Raw genomic sequence first — 21,259 nt, forward strand, 5'->3', positions numbered from 1 at the left:
TCCGCTCCCCTCCCTGCCCCGGGGCGGCCCACACCCGCGCCCCGGCACCGATCCGAAAGGTGCCGAACCTCATGAGCCCCACCGGTCCCGACCACGGCCGGCTGCGCACCCTGGAAGCCCGACTGCTGCTGCGGCCCGAGATCGCCGACTGCGCCCTGCTGCCCGTCGAGCGCGAGGACGGCCGCCCCGGTCTGCTGGCCTACCTCGTCCCCGCCGTCGACGGCGATCCCGAGGCCCTGCGCCGCCGGGCCGCCGCCGCGCTGCTGGACGCCGACCCGAGCGCCGAAGTCCACCTCCTGGACGGCATCGTGCGCACACCCGAGGGCGAACCCGACGCCGCCGCCCTGGCCGCGGCACTCACCCGGCCGCCCGCCGCGCCCGGCCCCGCCCTGCGCCACCTGCGCGAACTCACCGACCGCTGGCGTCCGTTCGGCGAGGTGCCGGCGACGGCCGGCGCCGCCCCGGCCGAGCAGGCGGCCCCACCCGCGGATCCCGGCGCCGAGGATCCCGAAGTCGAGGATCCCGGAGTCGACGGCCCCGGCACCGAGGCCGTCGGCGCCCCGCTGCCCGACGCCGGGCCGCACGCGCCCCGGACGCTGCCCGAGGCGCTGCTGCGCGCCGCCGAGCTGCACCCCGACCGGGGGCTGCACCTGGTCCGGGCGGGCGGCGAGGCCACCAGGCTGACGTACCGCCGACTCCTGGAGCGGTCCCGCGAGATCCTCGCCACCCTGGCCCGCGCCGGGCTGCGGTCCGGGGACCGGGTGATCCTCCAGGTCCCGGAGCCGGAACTCTACTTCCCCACCCTGTGGGCCTGCCTGCTGGGCGGCGTCCAGCCGGTGACGGTCGCCCGCCCGCCGGACTACCACGAGCGCAACCCCGTCCTGGAGAAGCTCTGGCACGCCTGGCAGACCCTGGAGGAGCCGCCGGTGCTCGCCTGCGGGCCGGCGGTGGCGGGTCTGGAGCGGCTCGGGGAGCTGTACGAGGCGCCGGGCCTGCGGGTGATCGCGGTCGACGGGCCGTCGGCCTCCGAGAACGCCGCCGACTCCGCGCCCGCTCCCGAGCGGGGCCCCGCTCCCGGCGACGTGGCGATCCTCCAGCTGTCCTCGGGCAGCACCGGCCGGTCGAAGGCGGTGCAGATCACCCACCGCGGCATCCTGGAGTACGTCGCGGGAGCCGTCGCCCAGGGCTGCGACCCGGCCGACACCACGGTCAACTGGCTGCCGCTGGACCACGTCGCCGGGCTGCTGATGTTCCACCTGCGCGACGTGGTGCTGGCCGCCGACCAGGTGCAGGTGCCCACCGAACTCGTCCTCGCCGACCCGCTGGTCTGGCTGGACGCGCTGGAGCGCTACCGGGCCGCGCACTCCTGGTCCCCCAACTTCGGCTTCCGGCTGGTCGCCGAGGCCGTCCGGGCCGCCGGGCCCGGCCGCCACTGGGACCTCTCCGCGGTCAAGTCGCTGATCAACGCCGGGGAGCAGTGCACCGAGGCGGTGCTGGACGAGTTCCTGGCCGCCACCGCCCCGTTCGGTGTCCGCCCCGAGCACCTGCTGCTGGGCTGGGGCATGGCCGAGACCTGCACGGTGATCACCTACAAGCGCTACCACGAGGACGGCGCCCGCCGACTGGTCCGCACCGGCTCGCTGACCGGCCGTCTGGAGCCCGTCGACCCGGCGTCGGCGGAGCGCGGCACCGGCTTCCTCAGCATGGGCCGGCCCGCGCCCGGCTCCCGGATACGGGTGACCGACGACGACGGGCGGGTGCTGCCCGAGCACCGGGTCGGCCGCCTCCAGGTCCACTCCGGCCGGGTGACGCCGGGGTACCTGAACAACCCGGCCGCCAACCAGGAGGCCTTCGTCGGCGACGGCTGGTTCGACACCGGGGACCTGGCCTTCCTGGCCGACGGCGAGGTGGTGCTTACCGGCCGTCGCAAGGAGATCATCATCGTCAACGGCGTGCACTACTTCTGCCACGAGCTGGAGGACGTGGTGGCCTCCGTGGCGGGGGTGCGCTCCGGGCACGTCGCGGCCTTCGGGGTGCCGGACGAGCGCACCGGCACCGAGCAGCTGGTGATCGCCTACGTCCAGAACGACCCGGACGCCCCCGCGCCGCCCGTCGCCGCCGAGGTGCGGCAACTGCTGGCGGCCCGCCGACAGCCGGCTCCCGCGCTGGTGCTTCCCGTCCCGGCGGCCGACTTCCCGCGCACCACCAGCGGCAAGATCCAGCGCACCGCGCTGCGCCGCCGGCTGCTGGACGGCGAACTCGACGACCACATCGTGGCGTTGGACCTGGCGGAGGGCAACTCCCGGACGCTGCCGGACTGCGTGCGGCGGCTCGACTGGGAGGCCCGCCCGGTTCCGGGGGGCCCGGCGGCCGGGTCGGCCGCACCGGACGGCTCGGCCACGTCGGCCGGATCAACCGCGTCGGTCGCGCTGCCCGCGTCGCCCGCGTTGGCCGAGGAAACGATCCTGCTGCTCGGCCCGTCCGGCCCCGGCACCCTCACCGAGGCCCTGACCGCCGCCCTGCCGACCGCCGTGGTGGTGGACCACCAGCCGACCGGCGACCCCCAGGACTGGCTGCGGGCGCTCGGGGACCGTCCGGCCGACCGGCTGGTCTACCTGTGGAGCGCGACGGCCGACGGCACGACGCCGCCGGACGAGGCGCTGCTCGCCCTGCTCCGCGCGCTCCCGGCCCGGGCGCCGGTCCGCGAACTGGTCTCCGTCAGCGCCGGGCTGCACGCCGTGCTCCCCGGTGAACTCCCCCGGCCCCGCGCCGCGTTGACCGCGGCGCTGACCGCCGGGGCCCGGGCCGAGCAGCTGGTGCCCGCCGCCCGGCACCTCGACCTGCCGGGCGACGCGCCGGCCGCGGAGCAGGCCGCCGCGCTGCTCGCCCTGCTCGCCGACCCCCGCCCGGAACCCGAGTCCGCCTGGCGCGCCGGCCGCCCCTGGGTGCCCAGGCTGGGCGCGGCCGACACCGCCCCCGGCCCGGCCGGCGAGGGCTGCTCGCTGCTCACCCCCGGCGCCCGCTACCTGGTCACCGGCGGCCTCGGCGGGATCGCCGCCGAGCTGCTGCCCGGGCTGCTGCGCGAGTACGGCTCCCGGCTGCTGATCGTCGGACGCAGCGACCTGGGCGCCCCGACCGCCGAGGCGGCCGAGCGCCGGGCCGCGCTGCGCCGCCTGTCCGCCCAGGGCGGCCAGGTCCGCTACCGCCAGGCCGATGTGACGGACCATCAGCAACTGGCCGAGGTGCTCGCCGAGGCCGAACGGGAGTGGCGGGCACCGCTGGACGGCGTGCTCCACCTGGCCGGCGGCTACCGGCTCGCACTCCTCGCCGACACCGACACCGAGGGCTGGCGCGACGCCGTCCGGGCCAAGACCGAGGGCACCGACCACCTCATCGAGCTGGTCCGGCAGCGGCCCGGCGCGCAGTTCGTCGCCTTCTCCTCGATGATCGGCCTCCAGGAGGCGGTCGGCTCCACCGGGTACGCCGCCGCCAACCGCTACCTGGAGAGCACCGTCGACCGGCTGCGCCGGGAGACCGGCACCCCGGCCTGGACGGTCTCCTGGGGCCTGTGGAGCGGGATCGGCATGAACCGCGACACCGAGAACGAGCAGGCCGCCGCCGGCCGGGGCATCGCCGTGCTGAGCGCCGCGCACGGCCGCCGGCTGGCCGCCCTGCTGCTGGCCGGCGCCCCGGGCCACCGGTACGCCGGCCCGGACCCGACCTCCCCCGCCGCCCGGCGCCGGCTGCTCGCCACCGCGCCCCGCCCGCTGGCGGCCACCGCCGCCGCGCCGTCACCGTCCGCCACCGCAACGCCAGCGCCGTCCACCGCGTCCCCGGCCGCCCGGCCCGCCGGGCCGTCCGCCCCCGGGCACACCGCTCCCTCCGGGCTGCGCCGACTGGTCCTGGACGCCTTCGAGTCGGTCCTCGACGGCCCGCTGGACCCGGGCCGCCCGCTGGCCGAACTCGGCATCGGCTCGCTCCAGTTGATGCGGGTGCACGGCGCGCTCAGCGCCGCGCTGCCCACACCCCCGGCGCCCACCGAGCTGTTCCGCCACCCCACCGTGGACGCCCTGGTCGCGCACCTGGCCGCCGGACCGGCCGCGCCCACCGCTCCAGCCGCCTCCCCTGCCGTCAGTCCGGGCGCCGGCTCCGCCGCGGGCCCGGGCGACGACCGCCGGGTGGCGATCGTCGGCCTGGCGCTGCGCCTCCCCGGCGCCGACACCCCCGAGCAGTACTGGCGCAACATCGTCGAGGGCGTCCGGAGCACCACCCGGTTCACCGAGGAGGAACTGGCGGCGGCCGGGCTGCGCCCGGAGGAGTACCGCCACCCCGACTTCGTCCCGGTCACCGGGGCGCTCACCGACGTCGACCGGTTCGACGCCGAGGCCTTCGGCATCAGCGGCACCGAGGCCGCGCTGATGGACCCGCAGCAGCGCCTGCTGCTGGAGATCTGCCGCCAGGCCCTGGAGGACGGCGGCTACGACGCGCCGGACCCGGAGCGCCGGGTCGGGGTCTTCGCCGGCACCGGGATGACCCTCTACGCGCTCCGCAACTACTACCAGCACACCCTGGCCGCCACCGCCGACCCGGCCGAGCCGGTGGCCGCCCTGCAGACCGCGATCGGCAACCAGGCGGACTTCGCCGCCACCCGGGTCGCCTACCGGCTGGGCCTCACCGGTCCGGCGATCGGCGTCCAGACGGCCTGCTCCACCTCGCTGGTCGCGGTGCACCTGGCCGTGCAGTCGCTGCTGGCGGGCGACTGCGAACTGGCCCTGGCCGGTGCCGCCGCCCTGCACATCCCGCAGGCCGCCGGCTACCGCTACGAGGAGGGGTCGATCCTCTCCCCGGACGGCTCCTGCCGGGCCTTCGACGCCGAAGCCGGCGGCACCGTCGGCGGCAACGGCGTCGCCGCCGTCCTGCTCAAGCGCCTGGACCGGGCGCTGGCGGACGGCGACACCGTGCACGGGGTGATCCTCGGCTCGGCCGTCAACAACGACGGCGGACGGAAGGTGGGCTACACCGCGCCCAGCGTGGACGGGCAGGCGGCCGTGGTCGGCCGGGCGCTGGACCTGGCGGGCGTGCCGGCCGACACCATCGGCTACATCGAGGCCCACGGCACCGGCACCCCGCTCGGCGACCCGATCGAGTTCCGGGCGCTGGCCCAGGCGTTCCGCGCCCGGACCGACGCCGCCGGGTTCTGCTCACTCGGCTCGGTGAAGCCCAACATCGGCCACCTGGACACCTGCGCGGGCATGGCGGGCCTGATCAAGGCGCTGCTGGTGCTGCGGCACGGCACCATCCCGCCGCTGGTCAACTTCACCCGCCCGAACCCCGCGCTGGAACTGGCCGACAGCCCGTTCCGGCTCGCCGCCGAACGCCGGGACTGGCCGGACGGCCCCGCCCCGCGCCGGGCCGGGGTCAGCGCGCTGGGCGTCGGCGGCACCAACGCCCACCTGGTGCTGGAGCAGGCCCCGGCCGCCGCCGCCGCGGTGCCCGAGCCGCGCCCGGCCCCGACCGTGCTGCCGCTGTCGGCCCGCACCGCCCAGGGCCTGACCGAGCTGGCCGCCCTGGTCCGCGACCGGCTGGACGCCGAACCCGCCCTGGCGCCCGGCGACCTGCCGCTCACCCTCGGCGCCGGCCGGCGCGCGCTGCGCCACCGGCTGGCCGTCACCGGGCCCGACCCGACCGCCCTGCGCAAGGGCCTGGACGCCTTCCTGGCGGGCCGGCCCACCGCCGGCGCGGTCCACCGCGAGACCGGGCGCGGCGAGGTCCGACCGGTGCTGCTCTTCACCGGCCAGGGCGCCCAGTACCGGGGCATGGCCGCCGAACTCCACCGCGCCTTCCCGGTGTTCCGCGCCGTCCTGGACGAGTGCGACCGGCTGCACCGCGAGAACTGGGACGAACCGCTGCTACCGCTGCTGCTGGACGCCGCACCGCGGGACGCGGACGACACCTGGACCACCGAGGCGGCGCAGCCCGCGCTGTTCGCCCTCCAGGCGGCCTACCTGCGGCTCTGGCAGGAGCTCGGCGTCCGGCCGGCCGCGGTCGCCGGGCACAGCGCCGGGGAGTACGCGGCCTTCCACGCGGCCGGCGCGCTCGACCTCGCGGACGGGATGTTCCTGACCGCGCTGCGCGGGCGGCTGATGCACCGGCTGACCGGGCCGGGCGCCATGACGGTGGTCCGGGCCGGGCTGGACCGGCTGGCCGGGCTCGGCGACTGGCTGCCCGGGGTGGACCTGGCCGTGGTCAACGGCCGGGAACAGTGCGTGCTGGCCGGCCCGCCGCGCGAGATCGCCGCCGCCGAGGCCGTCCTGGCCGCCGACGGCGTCGCCACCGAGCGGCTGCGCGGCGACCGGGCGTTCCACTCCCGCCTGCTCGACCCGATGCTCGACCCCTTCCGCGACCAGCTGGCCCGGCTGCGCCTGCGGCCGCTGACCGTACCGCTGGTCAGCAACCTCGGCGGCGAGGTGCTGGCGCCCGGAACCGTCCCGGCGCCCGACTACTTCCTCCGGCAGACCCGGGAGACCGCCCGGTTCGACCAGGTCCTCACCGCCCTGGACGGGCAGGACCACGAACTCTTCCTGGAGATCGGCCCGCACCCGACGCTCACCGGCATGGGCCGCCGGGAGCTGCCGCAGCGCCACTTCGTCGCCGGCGGCCGGCGCGGCGCGTCCCCGGAGCAGCAGTTCGACGCCGCCGCGGCCGCGCTATGGGCGAACGGCGTCCCGCTCGACTGGGCCCGCTTCGCCGCCGCCCGGGACTGGCCGGACGGCCCGGCCCGCCGCGTCCCGCTGCCGACCACCGTCTACCAACGCCGCCGCCACTGGTTCACCGCCCCTGCCAGGCCGACCACCGAGGACCCCGCCATGCGTCAGGAACCACCCCAGCAGACCGCACCGGCCCCGGCTCCGGTCGCAGCGCCGGCCGCGGCGCCGGTCACGGCCCCGGCCCCGGCCCCGGCCCCGGCCGCCGCACCGTCGCCGGCCCCCGAGGAGCTGGCCGAGCAGGCCGTGCTGCGGCAGGTCGTCGAGCAGACGGCCCGCCAGCTCGGCTACGACGAGGCGTCGGTCGGCGCGGACGAGCCGTTCTTCGACCTGGGCGCCGACTCGCTCTCGATGATCAACATGATCCGGGACCTGGAGCGCGCGTTCCGGGTGCGGGTGTCGATGCGCGAGCTGTTCGAGGCGGCCGACACGCCGGCCCGGCTGGCCGGGCTGATCGCCTCCCGGCTGGAGCCGGCGGTGCTGGCCGCGCTGCTGCCGGCCGCCGGGCCGGAGCCCGCGGCGGCACCCGTGGCGGCGCCCGAGCCCGTGACGGCCCCGGTGGCGGCGGCTCCGGTCCCGGCCGTACAAGCCGCCCCGGCGGTCCAGAGCGCCCCGGCCGTGCAGGCCACCCCGGTCGTCCAGGCGCCGGCCCCGGTGCCGCAGCCCGTCCTCGCGGCCCCCGCCGCTCCCGCGGCGCCCGCCGCCCCGATCACCGACGGCACCGGCCTGATCGAGCGCCAGCTCTCGCTGCTCGGCCAGTTCTCCGACCTGATGCGCGACCAGCTCGGCCTGCTCGCCGGCGGCGCGCCCGCGCCCGCACTCCCCCCGGCGCCGACGCCCGCCGTCCAGGAGCCCGCCGCCGCCCCCGCCGCGCAGAGCCCGGTCCCCGTCGAGGCCCCCGCCGAGGCACCTGCCGCCGCCCCCGCCGGGCCGCAGGTGCACGGCCCCCGGGTGACGGTCTCCCGCGAGTCCGGCATGGCCTCCGGCGGCCTGACCGACCAGCAGCGCGCCCACGTGGACGAGCTGGTCGCCCGCTTCACCGCCCGCACCACCGCCTCCAAGGCGATCACCCGCCGCCACCGCCGCACCCTGGCGGACAGCCGCGCCGTGGTCGGCTTCCGCTCCGGCACCAAGGAGATGCTCTACCCGCTGGCCGCCCGTCGGGCCAGGGGCTCCCGGCTGGAGGACGTCGACGGCAACCCGTACGTCGACATCACCATGGGCTTCGGCGTCCTGCTCTTCGGCCACGACCCGGAGTTCGTCTCCGAGGCCGTCCGCGAGCACCTGGCCTCGGGCCTGCGGCTGGGCCCGCGCGGCCCGGAGACCGGCGAGGCCGCCGAGCTGCTGGCCGAGCTGACCGGCACCGAGCGGGTCGCCTTCGCCAACTCCGGTACCGAGGCGAACGCCGGGGCGATCCGGCTGGCCCGCGCGTACACCGGCCGGGACAAGATCGTCATGTTCGAGGGCTCGTACCACGGCCACTTCGACCACACCCTCGGCCGCACGCTGGGCCACGGCGCCGACCGGGAGACGGTGCCGGTGTCCATCGGCATCCCGGGCAGCGCGGTCGCCGACCTGCTGGTGCTGCGGTACGGCGACCCGGAGAGCCTCAAGGTCATCGAGGAGCACGGCGACCGGATCGCCGCCGTGCTGGTCGAGCCGGTGCAGAGCCGCCACCCGGGCCGCCAGCCCGTCGACTTCGTCCGCTCGCTGCGCGAACTGACCGCCCGGCTCGGCATCGTGCTGGTCTTCGACCAGATGCTCACCGGCTTCCGGCCCCACCTGCGCGGCGCCGAGGGCTTCTGGGGCGTCACCCCGGACGTGTCCACCTACGGCAAGGTGCTGGGCGGCGGCTACCCGATCGGCGCGATCGCCGGACGGGCCGACATCCTGGACGGGATCGACGGCGGGCACTGGGACTACGGGGACGACAGCTACCCGCCCAGGGACACCACCTTCTTCGGCGGCACCTACATCCAGCACCCGCTGGCGATGACCGCCGCGGGCGCGGTGCTGCGCCACCTCAAGGCGGCCGGCCCCGGCCTCCAGGAGCGCCTGAACGCCCGCACCGACGAGCTGGCGGCCACCCTGAACGGCTTCTTCGAGGAGGAGGAGTTCCCGCTGCGCCTGGCGCACTTCGGCTCGCTCTTCCGGTTCGAGCCCCGGGCCGACATGGAGCTGCTCTACCCGCACCTGCTGACCCGCGGGGTCTACGTGTGGGAGTGGCGCAACTTCTTCCTCTCCACCGCCCACACCGACGGCGACCTGGAGTTCGTGGTCGACGCGGTCCGCGAGTCGCTGCGCGACCTGCGGCGCGGCGGCTTCTTCCCGGCCTCGCCCGGCGTCCGGCTGCCCGCCCCGCGACCGGCCGCCGAACTCCCCCGCCCCGCCGAGGCCGTCCGCGCCCACGCCGAACCGGTTCCGTACCAGCCGGTCAGCGACCCGCAGCGGCCGGTGGACTTCAGCCTCTACTTCTTCGGCGACTACCCGCTGGACTCCCCGGAGGACGAGAAGTACCGCATCGTCCTGGAGAGCGCCCGCTTCGCCGACCGGCACGACTTCCACTCGGTCTGGCTGCCCGAGCGCCACTTCCACTCCTTCGGCGGCATCTTCCCCAACCCCTCGGTGCTGGCCGCCGCCCTCGCCCGGGAGACCACCCGGATCCGGCTGAACGCGGGCTGCGCCGTGCTGCCGCTGCACCACCCGGTGCGGGTGGCCGAGGAGTGGTCGGTGGTCGACAACCTGTCCGGCGGCCGGGTCGGCCTGGGCTGCGCCAGCGGCTGGCACCCCAACGACTTCCTGTTCTTCCCCGAGCGCTACGGCAGCCACAAGGAGCTGATGCACCGGCAGGTCGAGACCGTGCGGGCGCTGTGGCGCGGCGAGCCGTACCAGGGCCGCAACGGCAACGGCGAGCCGATCGAGGTGACCCTGCACCCGCGCCCGCTGCAGGACCTGCCGCCGATGTTCACCGCGATCGTCGGCAACCCGGACAGCTTCCGCGAGGCGGCCCGCAACGACCTCGGCGTGATCACCAACCTGATGACCCAGGACGTCGCCCAGCTGGCCGAGAACATCGCGGTCTACCGGCGCACCCGGGCCGAGCACGGCCTGGACCCGGAGGCCGGCCGGGTGGTCGTACTGGTCCACACCTACCTGGGCACCGACCTGGCCACCGCCCGCGAACAGGCCTACCGCCCGTTCTGCAACTACCTGCGCTCCTCGCTCTCGCTGTTCGGGCAGATGGCCAACAGCCTGGGCCTGACCCTGGACTTCGAGAACGCCCGCGAGGACGACCTGGAGTTCGTGCTGGAGCGCGCGTACGAGCGGTACTGCGCCTCCCGCGCGCTGATCGGCACCCCGCAGAGCGTCCAGGGCGTGCTGTCCGAGCTGCGGGCGGCCGGCGCGGACGAGATCGCCGCCTTCGTGGACTTCGGGCTCTCCCCCGAGCTGGTCGCGGCCGGCCTGCCGCAGCTCGACGTGCTGCGCCGGGACACCCTGCGCGGCGCCCCGCTGTCCTACGCCCAGCAGCGGATGTGGTTCCTGCACCGGATGCTGCCCGACGGCGGGCAGTACAACGAGGTCAAGGCCATCGAGCTGGACGGCCCGCTCGACCCGCGGGCGCTGGACACCGCGCTGCGCGGGCTGGTCGAACGCCACGTCGCGCTGCGCACCGTCTTCCGGGAGCAGGACGGCGAACCGTTCCAGCAGGTGCTGGCGCCGCCCACCGGCCCGGTGCTGCGGCGGGTCACCGCCGACGGGACCTCGCCGGACGCCGTCGCCGACCTGGTCGCCGCCGAGGGCGAGCACCGCTTCGACCTGGCCGAGGGCCCGCTGTTCCGGGCGCTGCTGCTGGAACAGGCGGCCGACCGGCACGTCCTGGTCCTGTCGATGCACCACATCGTGATCGACACCCTCTCCACCGTGGTGATCACCCGCGAGCTGGGCGAGCTGTACCTGGCCGCCCTGGAGGACCGGGCCGCCCGGCTGCCGGTGCTCGCCACCGGCCCGGCCGCCGAGGCCGCCCGGGAGCGGGCCCGGGTGGCCGCCGGCGAGTACGAGGAGAGCCTCGCCTACTGGCGCAAGGTGTTCGGCGGCGGCGACCTGCCGGTGCTGGCGCTGCCCACCGACCGGCCGCGCCCGGCGGTCCCGGACGGCCGCGGCCGCGCCTTCGTCCACCACCTGCCCGCCGAACTCGCGGACGGCCTGCGCGAGTTGGCGAGGTCCCGGCGTTCGACCCTGTTCATGGTGCTGCTGACCGGCTTCGCCGGCGTGCTGCAGCGGTACGCCGGCCAGGACGAGATCGTGCTGGGCACCCCGGTGGCCAACCGGGCCGAGGGCACCGAGGACCTGGTCGGGTTCTTCGTCAACACACTGGCGCTGCGCCTGGACCTCTCCGGCGAGCCGGCCTTCGCCGAGGCGCTGGGCCGGGTCCGCTCCACCGCGCTGGACGCCTACGAGCACCAGCAGCTGCCCTTCGAGGTCCTGGTGCAGGACCTCAACCCGCGGCGCGACACCAGCCGCAACCCGCTGTTCCAGGTCATGGTGGAGTTCGAGAACCACGCCGTCTTCGAACTGGACCTGCCCGGGCTGACCGCCCGTCCGCTGGACCACGTCGCGGACCGCTCCGCCTTCGACCTCACGCTCTTCCTGACCAGCCTGCCCGACGGCATCCGCTGCCACGTGGAGTACGCCGAGGCCCTGTTCGACCGGGCCACCGTCGACCGGCTGCTCGGCGCCTTCGAGCGGCTGCTCACCGCCGCGGTCGCCGACCCGGAGCGCCCGCTCGTCGAGCTCACCGCCGTGGCCGCGGACGAGGCCGACACCGCCCTGGAGTGCGGACCGGCCGCCGCCCAGGACCCCGCGCACCCGCTGGCCACCGTCGCCGCGACCGCGGCCGGCCGACCCGACCGGACGGCGGTGGTCGCCGCCGACGGCACCACCACGGACTACCGCACCCTGCTGGCCCGGGCGGAGGAGCTGGCCGGCCGGCTGCTGGCGGCCGGCGTCCGCGAGGGCGACCGGGTGGGCGTGCTGCTGCCCCGCTCGGTGGACCAGGTGGCCGCGCTGCTGGCCGTCCTGCGCCTGGGCGCCGTCCACGTGCCGGTCGACGTGCTGCAGGGCGCCGAGCGCTGCCGGCTGATCGTCGAGGACAGCGCGCCGGCCGTCCTGCTCACCACCTCGCCCGACGCCCCGGCAGAACTCGGCCTGACCGTACCGACGGTGCTCACCGGCACCGCCCCCGCCGACACCGCCGGTGCCGGGCTGCCCCCGCTGCCCGCCCCCTCCGCCGAGGCGCCCGCGTACCTGCTGTACACCTCCGGCTCCACCGGCCGCCCCAAGGGCGTGCTGATGCACTCCCTGGCCCTGGCCCACCTCGTGGCCTGGAACGTCGCCGGCCACCCCGCGGCCCGTACGCTCCAGTACGCCTCCTGCGGGTTCGACGTCAGCGTCCAGGAGATCCTGACCACGCTGGCCGGCGGCGGCACCCTGCTGCTGATCGAGGAGGAGACCCGCTACGACGTGACGGCGCTGGCCGCCGTCGTCCGGGCCACCCGGGCCGAACGGCTCCACCTGCCGTACACGCCGCTGGCCGCGCTGGCCGACGCGCTCGGCGAGGAACCGGTGCCGCACCTGCGGGAGCTGATCTCCGGCGGCGAGCAGGTGCTGCTCACCCCCGGGCTGCGGGCCTTCCTGCGCCGCAACCCCGGCTGCCGGCTGATCAACCACTACGGCCCGACCGAGACCCACGCACTGACGGCCGGCGAGATCGAGCCGGACGGCCCGGAGTACGCGCCGATCGGCCGGCCGACCCCGGGCAGCCGGATCGTGCTGCGCGACGCCGCCGGGCGCCGGGTGCCGGCCGGGGCGGTCGGCGAGATACACGCCCTCGGCGTCCAGGTCGGCATCGGCTACGTCGGCCGCGCCGAGGAGAGCGCCGCCGTCTTCGCCGACACCCCGGAGGGCCGGAGCTACCGCACCGGCGACCTCGGCCGGTGGCGGCCGGACGGCCGGCTGGAGTACCTCGGCCGGGCCGACCGCCAGGTCAAGGTCCGCGGCTACCGGGTCGAACCGGGCGAGATCGAGACCGTGCTGCTCGGCCTGCCCGGCGTGCGCGCCGCCGCCGTGACGGCCCGCCGCACCGCCGCGGGCACGGTGCTCGCCGGGTACGTCGACTGCCCGGCCGCCGAACTGCCCCGGGTCCGAGACCAGTTGGCCGACCTGCTGCCCGACTACATGGTCCCCGGGCTCTGGGCCGCCGTGGACGCCCTGCCGTTCACCGCGCACGGCAAGCTGGACACCGCCGCCCTGCCCGAGCCGCGCCCGCTCGGCGCGGACGAGCCCGCGGCCGCGCCGGCCACCGAACTGGAGCGCACCGTGCAACGGCTCTGGGAGGAGGAACTCGGCCGCCCCGCCGGGGTGGAGACCTCCTTCTTCGACCTGGGCGGGCACTCGCTGGCCGCCACCCGGCTGCTGAACCGGGTCCGCGAGGCGACCGGCCTGCGGATCGGCGTGCTGGACTTCTTCCGCCGCCCGACCGTCCGCGCGATGGCCGCCCACCGGCCGGCCGCCGAGCAGACGCCGGCCCCGGCGTACGAGGAGGGCACCCTGTGAGCGCCGCGGAGGAGGGCTGGGAGCGGCTGCTCAAGCTGCTCGACGAACGCGAGATCGTGCTGCGCACCACCGGCGAGCGGCTCGGCTACCTCGCCCCGGCGGGGGCGATGGACGAGGAGGTCGCCGGCCTGGTCCGGGCGCACCGCGACCGGCTGCTGACCACCCTGACCGGCGCCGGGGCCGCCCTGGCCGCCGCGCCGGCCGGGGTGGGGCAGCGGCGGATGTGCAGGGCGCACGCGGGCTCGGCCGATCCGGCGGTCTGGAACATCACCCAGCGGATCACCCTGCGCGGGCCGCTGGAGCCCGAGCGGCTGGCCGCCGCGCTGACGGCGGTGGTCGAGCGGCACGAGAGCCTGCGGACCCGCTTCGCGGACACCGGGCTCGGGGTGCTCCAGCAGGTGCTGCCGAACACCCCGCTGGACGTCCCGGTCGAGGATCTGCGCGCCCTCGCGCCCGCCGACCGGGACGCCGCGCTCGCCGCGGCCCTCGACGCCGAGACCACCCGCCCGTTCGACCTGGCCGCGCCCCCGCTGCTGCGCGCCCGGCTGCTGCGCCCGGCGGACCAGGAGTGGGTGCTGCTGCTGGTCATCCACCACATCGCGGTCGACGGCTGGTCGCTGGCCACCGTGCTGGCCGACCTGGGCGCGCTCTACCGGACCGGCGGGGCGTTGCCGCAGGAGCCCGGCCGGATGACCGACTACGCCTGCTGGGAGCGGACGGTGGTCACCCGGGCCTCCGTCGCGGCGGCGGTCGACCACTGGGTGGGGGCGCTCGGCGGCGCCCCGCTCGCGCTGGACCTGCCCACCGACCGGCCGCGCCCCGAGCGGCGCTCCGGGCTCGGGCGGACCGCCGCGTTCCGGATCCCGGCGGCCCTGGGCGAGGCGGTCGGGCGCTACGCCGCCGCGCGCTCCACCACCGCCTCGGCGGTGATCGTGGCCGCGTTCGCCCGGCTGCTGGGCTCGCTCGGCGGTGCGCCGCGGATGTTCCTGCTGCTCTCCAACGCCAACCGCACCCGGCCGGCGGACGAGCGGGTGGTCGGCCTGCTCACCAACAGCATGCCGCTCCTGGTGCCCAGCCGGGCCGAGGCCGGGTTCGGGGAGCTGGTGGACCGCGCCGCCGCCGAGATCGCCTCCGGCCTCGACCACTCGGTGGTGCCGTTCGGCCTGCTGGTCGACGCGCTGCGGGAGCGCGGAGTCCCGCTGCCCGCCTGGCACCCGCAGATCCTGCTGGCCGTCCAGAGCACCCCGCCCATCGCCCTCGACCTGCCCGGCCTGACCACCGAGATCGAGGACGTGCCCGGCCCGTCCGCCCGCGCCGACTTCGCGTTCTCGCTCACCCCGGACGCCGAGGGCTACGCGGGGCTGGCCGAGTACGACGCCGACCTGTTCGACCCGGACACCGTCCGGGGCTGGCTGGACGCCCTGGTGGCGGACCTGGCCCGGCAGTTGGCCGTCCCGCTCCCGTGAGACCGGGCGGGCCCCGGCAGGCGGTGCGCCGCCCGCCGGGGCCCGCCGGGCTCCGCTGGTCGCGGTCGGGCCGCCAATGATAGACATGTGACATGTTACAAGGTGCTCACATCACCCTCCGGGCCCGGCACGACGCCGACCTCCCGGTGCTGCTGGCCGAGCTGTACGACGACGTGGCGACCCGTTCGCGGGCCGACTCCCGGCCCTGGCGGCCCGTCCCGCCCGGCCCGGCACACTCCCCGTACGCCGTCACCGGGCCGTCCGACGAGGCCGCGTGCTTCTCCGTGGTCGAGACGGCCACCGGGGAGCTGGCCGGCGAGGCCCTGCTCTGGGGCATCGACACCCACAACCGCAGCGCCCACGTGGGCCTCGCGCTGCGGCCGGGCCACCGGGGGCGCGGGCTCGCGCCGGACGTCCTGCGGGTACTCGGCCACTACGCCTTCCCGGTGCTCGGCCTGCGCCGCCTGCAACTGGAGACGCTCGCGGACAACACCGCGATGCTCCGGGCCGCCGCCGCGGCCGGCTTCACCCCGGAGGGGCGGCTGCGCCGATCCGCCTGGGCCCACGGGGAGTTCGTGGACCAGGTCGTGCTGGGGCTGCTGGTGGAGGAGTGGCAGCCGTGACCACTGACGGTCCGTCCGGGCGGTAGCCCGCCTCCGGGGCCGGGTCAGCCGAGCGGGCGGCAGAGCAGGGCGGCCGGGGCGCCGTACTGGAGCCGCTGCCAGGTGGAGGCGACGCCGGCCAGGTACTCGCCGTCCGCGCACTGGCCCTTGTAGCGGCCCGGCGCCCAGTCGCTCGCCACCGAGCCGCCGGCGGCGGGCCGGTTGTCGCCCCGGTCGAACCAGAGGGTGCGGCCGGTCAGCGGCAGCGGGGCGGCGGCGGGGGCGCACAGCAGCGCGGCCATGCCGTTGCCGCGCACGCTGTAGCCGACGGCGAAGCTGTGGTCGGGGCACTGGAGCTTGTCGTAGCCGGACGCCCAGTCGCCCCGGGTGACGTAGCGCTCGTCGGTGACGGTCGTCCAGTCGCCGCCGCCGGCGGCCGGCTCGCCCGCGTCGGTGCACAGCGCCCGGCTGTCGCCGCGGGCCAGGGCGGTCAGGCGCTGGCCGTCCGGGCAGTCGCCCTTGCGGTTGCCCGGGCTCCAGTCCGGGCGGGCGAGCATCCGCCGGGAGAGGTTCCGGTCGGCGTGGTCGAGGTCGAGCATGTTCCAGTGGTCCACCGCGGGCACCGGGCCGCTCACCGCCGGGGCGCCGATCAGCCTGCTCCAGTCGGCGGCCCGCCAGTCGCCGGGGTCGGTGAGGCCGGTGCGCCTGCCGTCGGGGCCGTAGGAGAGCAGCGCCCAGGTGTCCAGTGGCCGGCCGGCGCCGTCGGCCCAGCCGACCAGCGGCCAGAAGGCGAAGTCGGTGTCGCCGCGCACCAGGATGTCGGTGAACGCGTGCAGCCAGGCCTGCTCCTCGGCGTCGGTCGAGCCCCGGCCGCCCGCGCCGAACTCGCTGATCCAGACCGGGGCGGTGAAGTGCTGCCCGGCCCGGGTGACGAACAGCGCCTGGTCGTCCACCACCTGGGCGAGCTGCTCGGGGGTGAAGTCCTGGTAGCGGGGGTCGTCGGTGGCTCCCGGGCCGCTGCCCGCGCCGGTGTTGGCCGGGCCGGTGTAGCCGTAGAAGTGCGCGGAGTAGACCAGCTTGCCGGAGTCGACCAGGGTGTTGGAGAGGTTGCGCACCGGGGTGAGCATCGGGCGGCCGTGGCTGAACCCCGCGGCGGGGACGCCGTACCAGTTGATGCCCTCCATGACGACCAGCAGGTCCGGGTCGGCCTGGAGGATGCGGTTGCCGGCCTCCTCGAAGGCGGCGTACTCGTCGTGGGCGTCGCCGAGGCCCCAGTTGGGGTCGTCCCAGAGGTCCCGGCGGACCTCGTTGCGCAGGTCGGCGCCGACCACCCGCTTGTCGGACTTGTAGCGGTTCACCATGAACAGCCAGTCGTCCTCCCACTGGGCCGTCGACTGCCCGCTGTTCCAACGCTCGTTGCCGTCCAGGCCGCAGCAGAACCGGTAGCCGGTGGTGTGGTTGTTGAGGATCACCGCGAAGCCGTCGGCGGTGAGGGCGGCCACCACGGCGTCGAAGACCTGGAGCGGGGTCCGGCCGCGCAGCTGCGGGTTGGCGGCGACGGCGGAGTCCGGGACGGGGACGGTGTCGTGGATCATCGCGTTGGCGAACGGCAGCCGGATGCTGTTGACGCCGAGCCCGTGGAAGTCGGCCAGCAGCCGGGCCACCGGCACCCGGTCCAGGCCCAGCGGGATGTTGTGGGACACCTGTCCGGCCTGGTTGGCGGCCGGGTCGTCGGGGCTCCCGCTGCCCTGCCAGGTGCCCTGGGCGCCGGCCCAGTTGGCGGACTTCAGCTTGAAGCGCTCGCCGGCGGCGTCCACGATGTAGCGCCCCCGGGTGCTCAGCGGGCCGGTCCAGGACGCGGCCGGCCGGGACGGCGCGCCGTCCTGCGGCGCCGCGACCCCGGGGCCCGCCGCCAGGACGGCGAGCACCGGCAGGACGGCGGCCAGGGCGAGCAGTCGCGCCGCAGGACTCTTCATGGTCATCCCCGCTGTGGTGAGGCGGCCCGGGATCGACGGCCTGGTTCCGCACCGTCGGCGAGGACCGAGAATATGACGGATCCTCATGTTCGGGAAGGGCGCACGCCGGGACCGCACTCAGTCCTCGGCGCCCTCCCCCGGGCTGTCCTCGGCGCGCCGGTCCTCGGTGCGCCGGTCCTCGGTGCGCCCGGCGCGCCGGTGGCCCGTGGAGCGGACCGCGCGACGGGGCGTCTCCCGCCGGCCCGGTACCAGCCGAAGCCGCCGTCGCCGGGCGGGATCAGCGGCTCGGACCGGCCGTCGAGCGGCGGCAGCGGTCGGATCCGCTGGTCGGGGCCGTCAGGCCCGGGCCCTGGTCCAGGCGGCCTCGCGCAGCAGTCGGAGCCCGTTGAGGCCGACGACGACGGTCGAGCCCTCGTGGCCGAGCACGCCGAGCGGCAGCGGGAGGGTGGCGACCAGGTCCCAGACCACCAGGACGGTGATGAACACCGAGGCGATGACCAGGTTCTGCACCACCAGGGAGCGGGCCCGCCGGGAGAGCGCCACCACGGCCGGGACGGTGGCGAGTTCGTCGCGGACGACGACGGCGTCGGCGGTCTCCAGGGCGAGGTCGGAACCGGCCCGGCCCATCGCGACGCCGGTGTGGGCGGCGGCCAGCGCGGGCGCGTCGTTGACGCCGTCGCCGATCACCAGCACCCTGCGCCCGGCCGCCTCCCGCTCGCGGACGGCGGCGACCTTGTCCTGCGGCAGCAACCCGGCCCGGACGTCGCCGATGCCGACCTCGGCGGCCAGCCGGGCGGCGGCGCGCGGGTTGTCGCCGGTGAGCAGCACCGGCTCGGTGCCGGTCAGCGCCCGCAGGGACGCGACGGTGGCGGCGGCGTCCGGGCGCAGCCGGTCGGCGATGCCGAGCACGCCCACCGGGACGCCGTCCGCCTCGACCAGGACGGCGGTGTGCCCGGTCTCCTCCAACTCGGTTGCCAGCGCGGCGGCTTCGACGGAGGCGGCGTCGGTGCGGCCGTTGACCAGACGGGCGGGCGTGCCGACCGCGACGACCCGGCCGTCGACGGTGGCGGTGACGCCGACGCCGGGGGTGGAGGTGAAGTCCTCGGCGGTGCGGAGGGTCAGGCCGCGGCCGCGGGCGGCGTCGACGACGGCGCGGGCGAGCGGGTGCTCGCTGGGGTGCTCGGCCGCGGCCGCCAGGGCCAGCAGCCGTTCCTCGTCGAGGCCGGAGCCGGTGAGCGGCCGCAGGCCGGTCAGGCGGGGGGTGCCCTCGGTGAGGGTGCCGGTCTTGTCCAGCGCGACGGCGTCGACCTGGCCCAGCCGTTCCATCACGACGGCGGACTTGACCAGGACGCCGTGCCGGCCGGCGTTGGCGATGGCGGAGAGCAGCGGCGGCATGGTGGCCAGCACCACCGCGCACGGGGAGGCGACGATCATGAAGGTCATCGCGCGCAGCAGCGAGCCGGTGAAGGCCGCGCCGAAGGCCAGCGGGACGGCGAAGACGGCGAGGGTGGCGAGCACCATGCCGATCGAGTAGCGCTGCTCGACCTTCTCGATGAACAACTGGGTGGGCGCCTTGGTCTCGGAGGCCTCCTCTACCAGGTGCACGATCCGGGCGATCACCGTGTCCGAGGCATCGCGTTCGACCCGCACCCGCAGCGCCCCGGTGCCGTTGAGGGTGCCGGCGAACACCTCGTCACCCCGGCGCTTGGCGACCGGCAGCGGCTCGCCGGTGATGGTCGCCTGGTCGACCTCGCCGGCGCCGTCGAGCACCCGACCGTCGGCGCCGATCCGCTCGCCGGGCCGCACCAGGACGGTGTCACCGACGGCGAGGTCCCCGGTCGGCACGGTCTCCTCGCCGCCGCCGGGCAGCAGCCGGGTGGCGGTGGCCGGGGCGAGGTCGAGCAGTCCGCGCACCGAGTCGGCGGTCCGGGCGGTGGCCAGCGCCTCCAGGGCGCCGGAGGTGGCGAAGATGACGATCAGCAGCGCGCCGTCCATGACCTGCCCGACGGCGGCGGCGCCGAGCGCGGCCACGATCATCAGCAGGTCGACGTCGAGCGTCCGCTCCCGCAGCGCCCGGAGCCCGGCCCAGGCGGGCTCCCAGCCGCCGGTGGCGTACGCGAGGGCGTACAGCGGGCCCCAGGCCCACGCGGGGGCGCCGGCCAGCTGGAGCGGCAGCGCGAGCAGGAAGAGCACCGTCGCGGCGGCGGCCCAGCGGGCCTCGGGCAGCGACAGCACCCGGGTGCGCCGGCGGGGCGCGGTGTCGGGACGCGGCGCGGCCGAGGGCGCGGGGCGCTCGGCCAGGGTGGTGGAGGACATGCGGGCGGGACCCTTCGGGACGGGCGCGGGCAGACGTGGGCCGGGCCTATGACTCACTCACGATACATGAACATATGAACGCTCCTTCATCTATGAGTTGTAGGATGGTCCGCATGGGTCATGGAGCCGCCCCCGCCACCGCCGTCCCGCACACGCGCCTGGACGCCACCAGCGCTGCCCGGGTGGCCACCACCCTGCAAGCCCTGGCCACACCGTCCCGCCTGCTGATCCTCTCCCGGCTGCGCGAGGGCCCCTGCGCCGCCACCGAACTCGCCGCCGAGGTCGGCCTGGAGCAGTCCGCCTGCTCCCACCAGCTGCGCCTGCTGCGCAACCTCGGCCTGGTCGTCGGGCAGCGCAACGGCCGCCAGGTCGTCTACGCGCTCTACGACAACCACGTGGCCGCGCTGCTCGACCAGGCCGTCTACCACATCGAGCACCTGCGCCTGGGCCTCAGCGACGCCGTCGACCTCGACGACGCGGACCGGCCGGTCGGCGGCGCCGCGCGCTGAGCGTCGCGGCGCCGTCCTGGTTCAGGCGCGCGGCCCGTCGGGCCCGGACCCGGCCGACCGGCTGGAGACCACCGGGTTGACCCGGGCCTGCCGGGCCAGGAGGTCCGCGAAGGCCACCGTGAGCGGGTCGGGACGGGTGCGGGTGTAGGCGGTGAGGGCGCGCAGGATCGGGGGGTCCGGGCGCAGCAGGGCGCCCTCGAAGCGGGCCGGGACGATGTTGGCCGGCACCAGCGCCGGCCCGAGCCCGGCCGCCGCCAACAGCGGTGCGGCGGAGGTCTGTTCGGCGCGGATCGCCGCCCGGGGGTGGAAGCCGGCCCGGGCGCAGACCTGGTCGAGCAGGTCGGCGAGGCCGTTGTCGGGGGCGTAGTGGACCCAGTCCCGGTCGGCGAGTTCGGCCAGCGCGACGGTGCCGTCGGGGCGGTCGGCCAGCGGGTCCTCGGCCGGCAGCACGACGGTGAACTCCTCGACGCCGAGCTCCCGGATCGGGCCCTCCCAGCCGGTCGGCGCGGGGCCGATGGCGAGGTCGGCGCGGCCCGCGGCCATGGCCTCCTGGAGGAGGCCGGTGTGGGAGTACTCGCGCAGCCGGATCCGCACGCCGGGGTGCCGGCGGTGCCAGTCCCGCAGCACGGGCGGCAGGATGCCGAGGCTGACCGAGTAGACGACGGCGACCTCCAGTTCGCCCTCCTCCAGGCCGGCCGACCGGCGGGCCGCCGCGTGCAGGCGTTCGGCCTCGGCCAGCGCGGCGCGGGCGTGCGGCAGGACCGCCCGGCCCATCGGGGTGAGCCGTACGGCCCTCGGCAGGCGTTCCAGCAGCGGTCCGCCGAGGGCGCCCTCCAGGGCCCTGATCTGGTGGGACAGCGCGGGCTGGGTGACGTGCAGCTGTTCGGCCGCGCGGGTGAACGATCCGGTGTCGACCACGGTGGCCAGGTATTCGAGCTGCCTGAGCGTCGGTGTTGCCATGAACGGATTTTATCGCTGGGGTAGAAAACAAGCCTTGGACTCATCACGCCTGGT

General features: G+C 76.4%; 7 protein-coding genes. 4 read left to right on the forward strand and 3 right to left on the reverse strand.

Annotated elements, in window-relative coordinates; all coding sequences use genetic code 11:
• The first annotated feature begins 71 nt into the window (after positions 1–71).
• The 3 genes from ACIQI7_RS00690 to ACIQI7_RS00700 all read left to right on the forward strand — a co-directional run bounded on the left by ACIQI7_RS00690 (position 72) and on the right by ACIQI7_RS00700 (position 15,465).
• Positions 72–13,376 carry a MupA/Atu3671 family FMN-dependent luciferase-like monooxygenase gene (locus ACIQI7_RS00690; protein ID WP_401103507.1) on the forward strand — a complete coding sequence of 4,435 codons (13,305 nt, stop codon included), beginning with the start codon at positions 72–74 and terminating at the stop codon, positions 13,374–13,376.
• Positions 13,373–14,842, forward strand: a complete 1,470-nt coding sequence (locus tag ACIQI7_RS00695) for a condensation domain-containing protein (protein WP_401103508.1) — start codon at positions 13,373–13,375, stop codon at positions 14,840–14,842. Before ACIQI7_RS00690 ends, ACIQI7_RS00695 begins: the two co-directional genes overlap by 4 nt.
• 92 nt (positions 14,843–14,934) lie before the next feature.
• The gene (locus ACIQI7_RS00700; RefSeq protein ID WP_401103511.1) at positions 14,935–15,465 is read left to right on the forward strand and encodes a GNAT family N-acetyltransferase; all 531 of its coding nucleotides are present in this window, start codon (positions 14,935–14,937) and stop codon (positions 15,463–15,465) included.
• Positions 15,466–15,509: 44 nt separating this feature from the next.
• Here ACIQI7_RS00700 and ACIQI7_RS00705 read toward each other — a convergent pair whose 3' ends face one another.
• Both ACIQI7_RS00705 and ACIQI7_RS00710 read right to left on the reverse strand, forming a co-directional pair.
• Positions 15,510–17,426 (reverse strand): glycoside hydrolase family 5 protein, encoded by a 1,917-nt coding sequence (locus tag ACIQI7_RS00705; RefSeq protein ID WP_401103513.1) that lies wholly within the window; start codon positions 17,424–17,426, stop codon positions 15,510–15,512.
• Positions 17,427–17,756: 330 nt separating this feature from the next.
• Positions 17,757–19,736, reverse strand: coding sequence for a heavy metal translocating P-type ATPase (locus tag ACIQI7_RS00710; RefSeq protein ID WP_401103515.1), 1,980 nt, complete (start codon positions 19,734–19,736; stop codon positions 17,757–17,759).
• A gap of 113 nt (positions 19,737–19,849) precedes the next feature.
• Between ACIQI7_RS00710 and ACIQI7_RS00715 the strand changes: the two genes are divergently transcribed.
• On the forward strand, positions 19,850–20,245 hold the full coding sequence (locus ACIQI7_RS00715; RefSeq protein ID WP_401103517.1) for an ArsR/SmtB family transcription factor: 396 nt from the start codon (positions 19,850–19,852) through the stop codon (positions 20,243–20,245).
• A 21-nt stretch (positions 20,246–20,266) separates the two neighbouring features.
• On the opposite strand, the gene ACIQI7_RS00720 is transcribed toward ACIQI7_RS00715, so the two are convergent.
• On the reverse strand, positions 20,267–21,205 hold the full coding sequence (locus ACIQI7_RS00720) for a LysR family transcriptional regulator (protein ID WP_401103519.1): 939 nt from the start codon (positions 21,203–21,205) through the stop codon (positions 20,267–20,269).
• Positions 21,206–21,259 lie beyond the last annotated feature (54 nt).

It is taken from the genome of Kitasatospora sp. NPDC092039, assembly GCF_044756065.1.
GTDB lineage: Bacteria > Actinomycetota > Actinomycetes > Streptomycetales > Streptomycetaceae > Kitasatospora.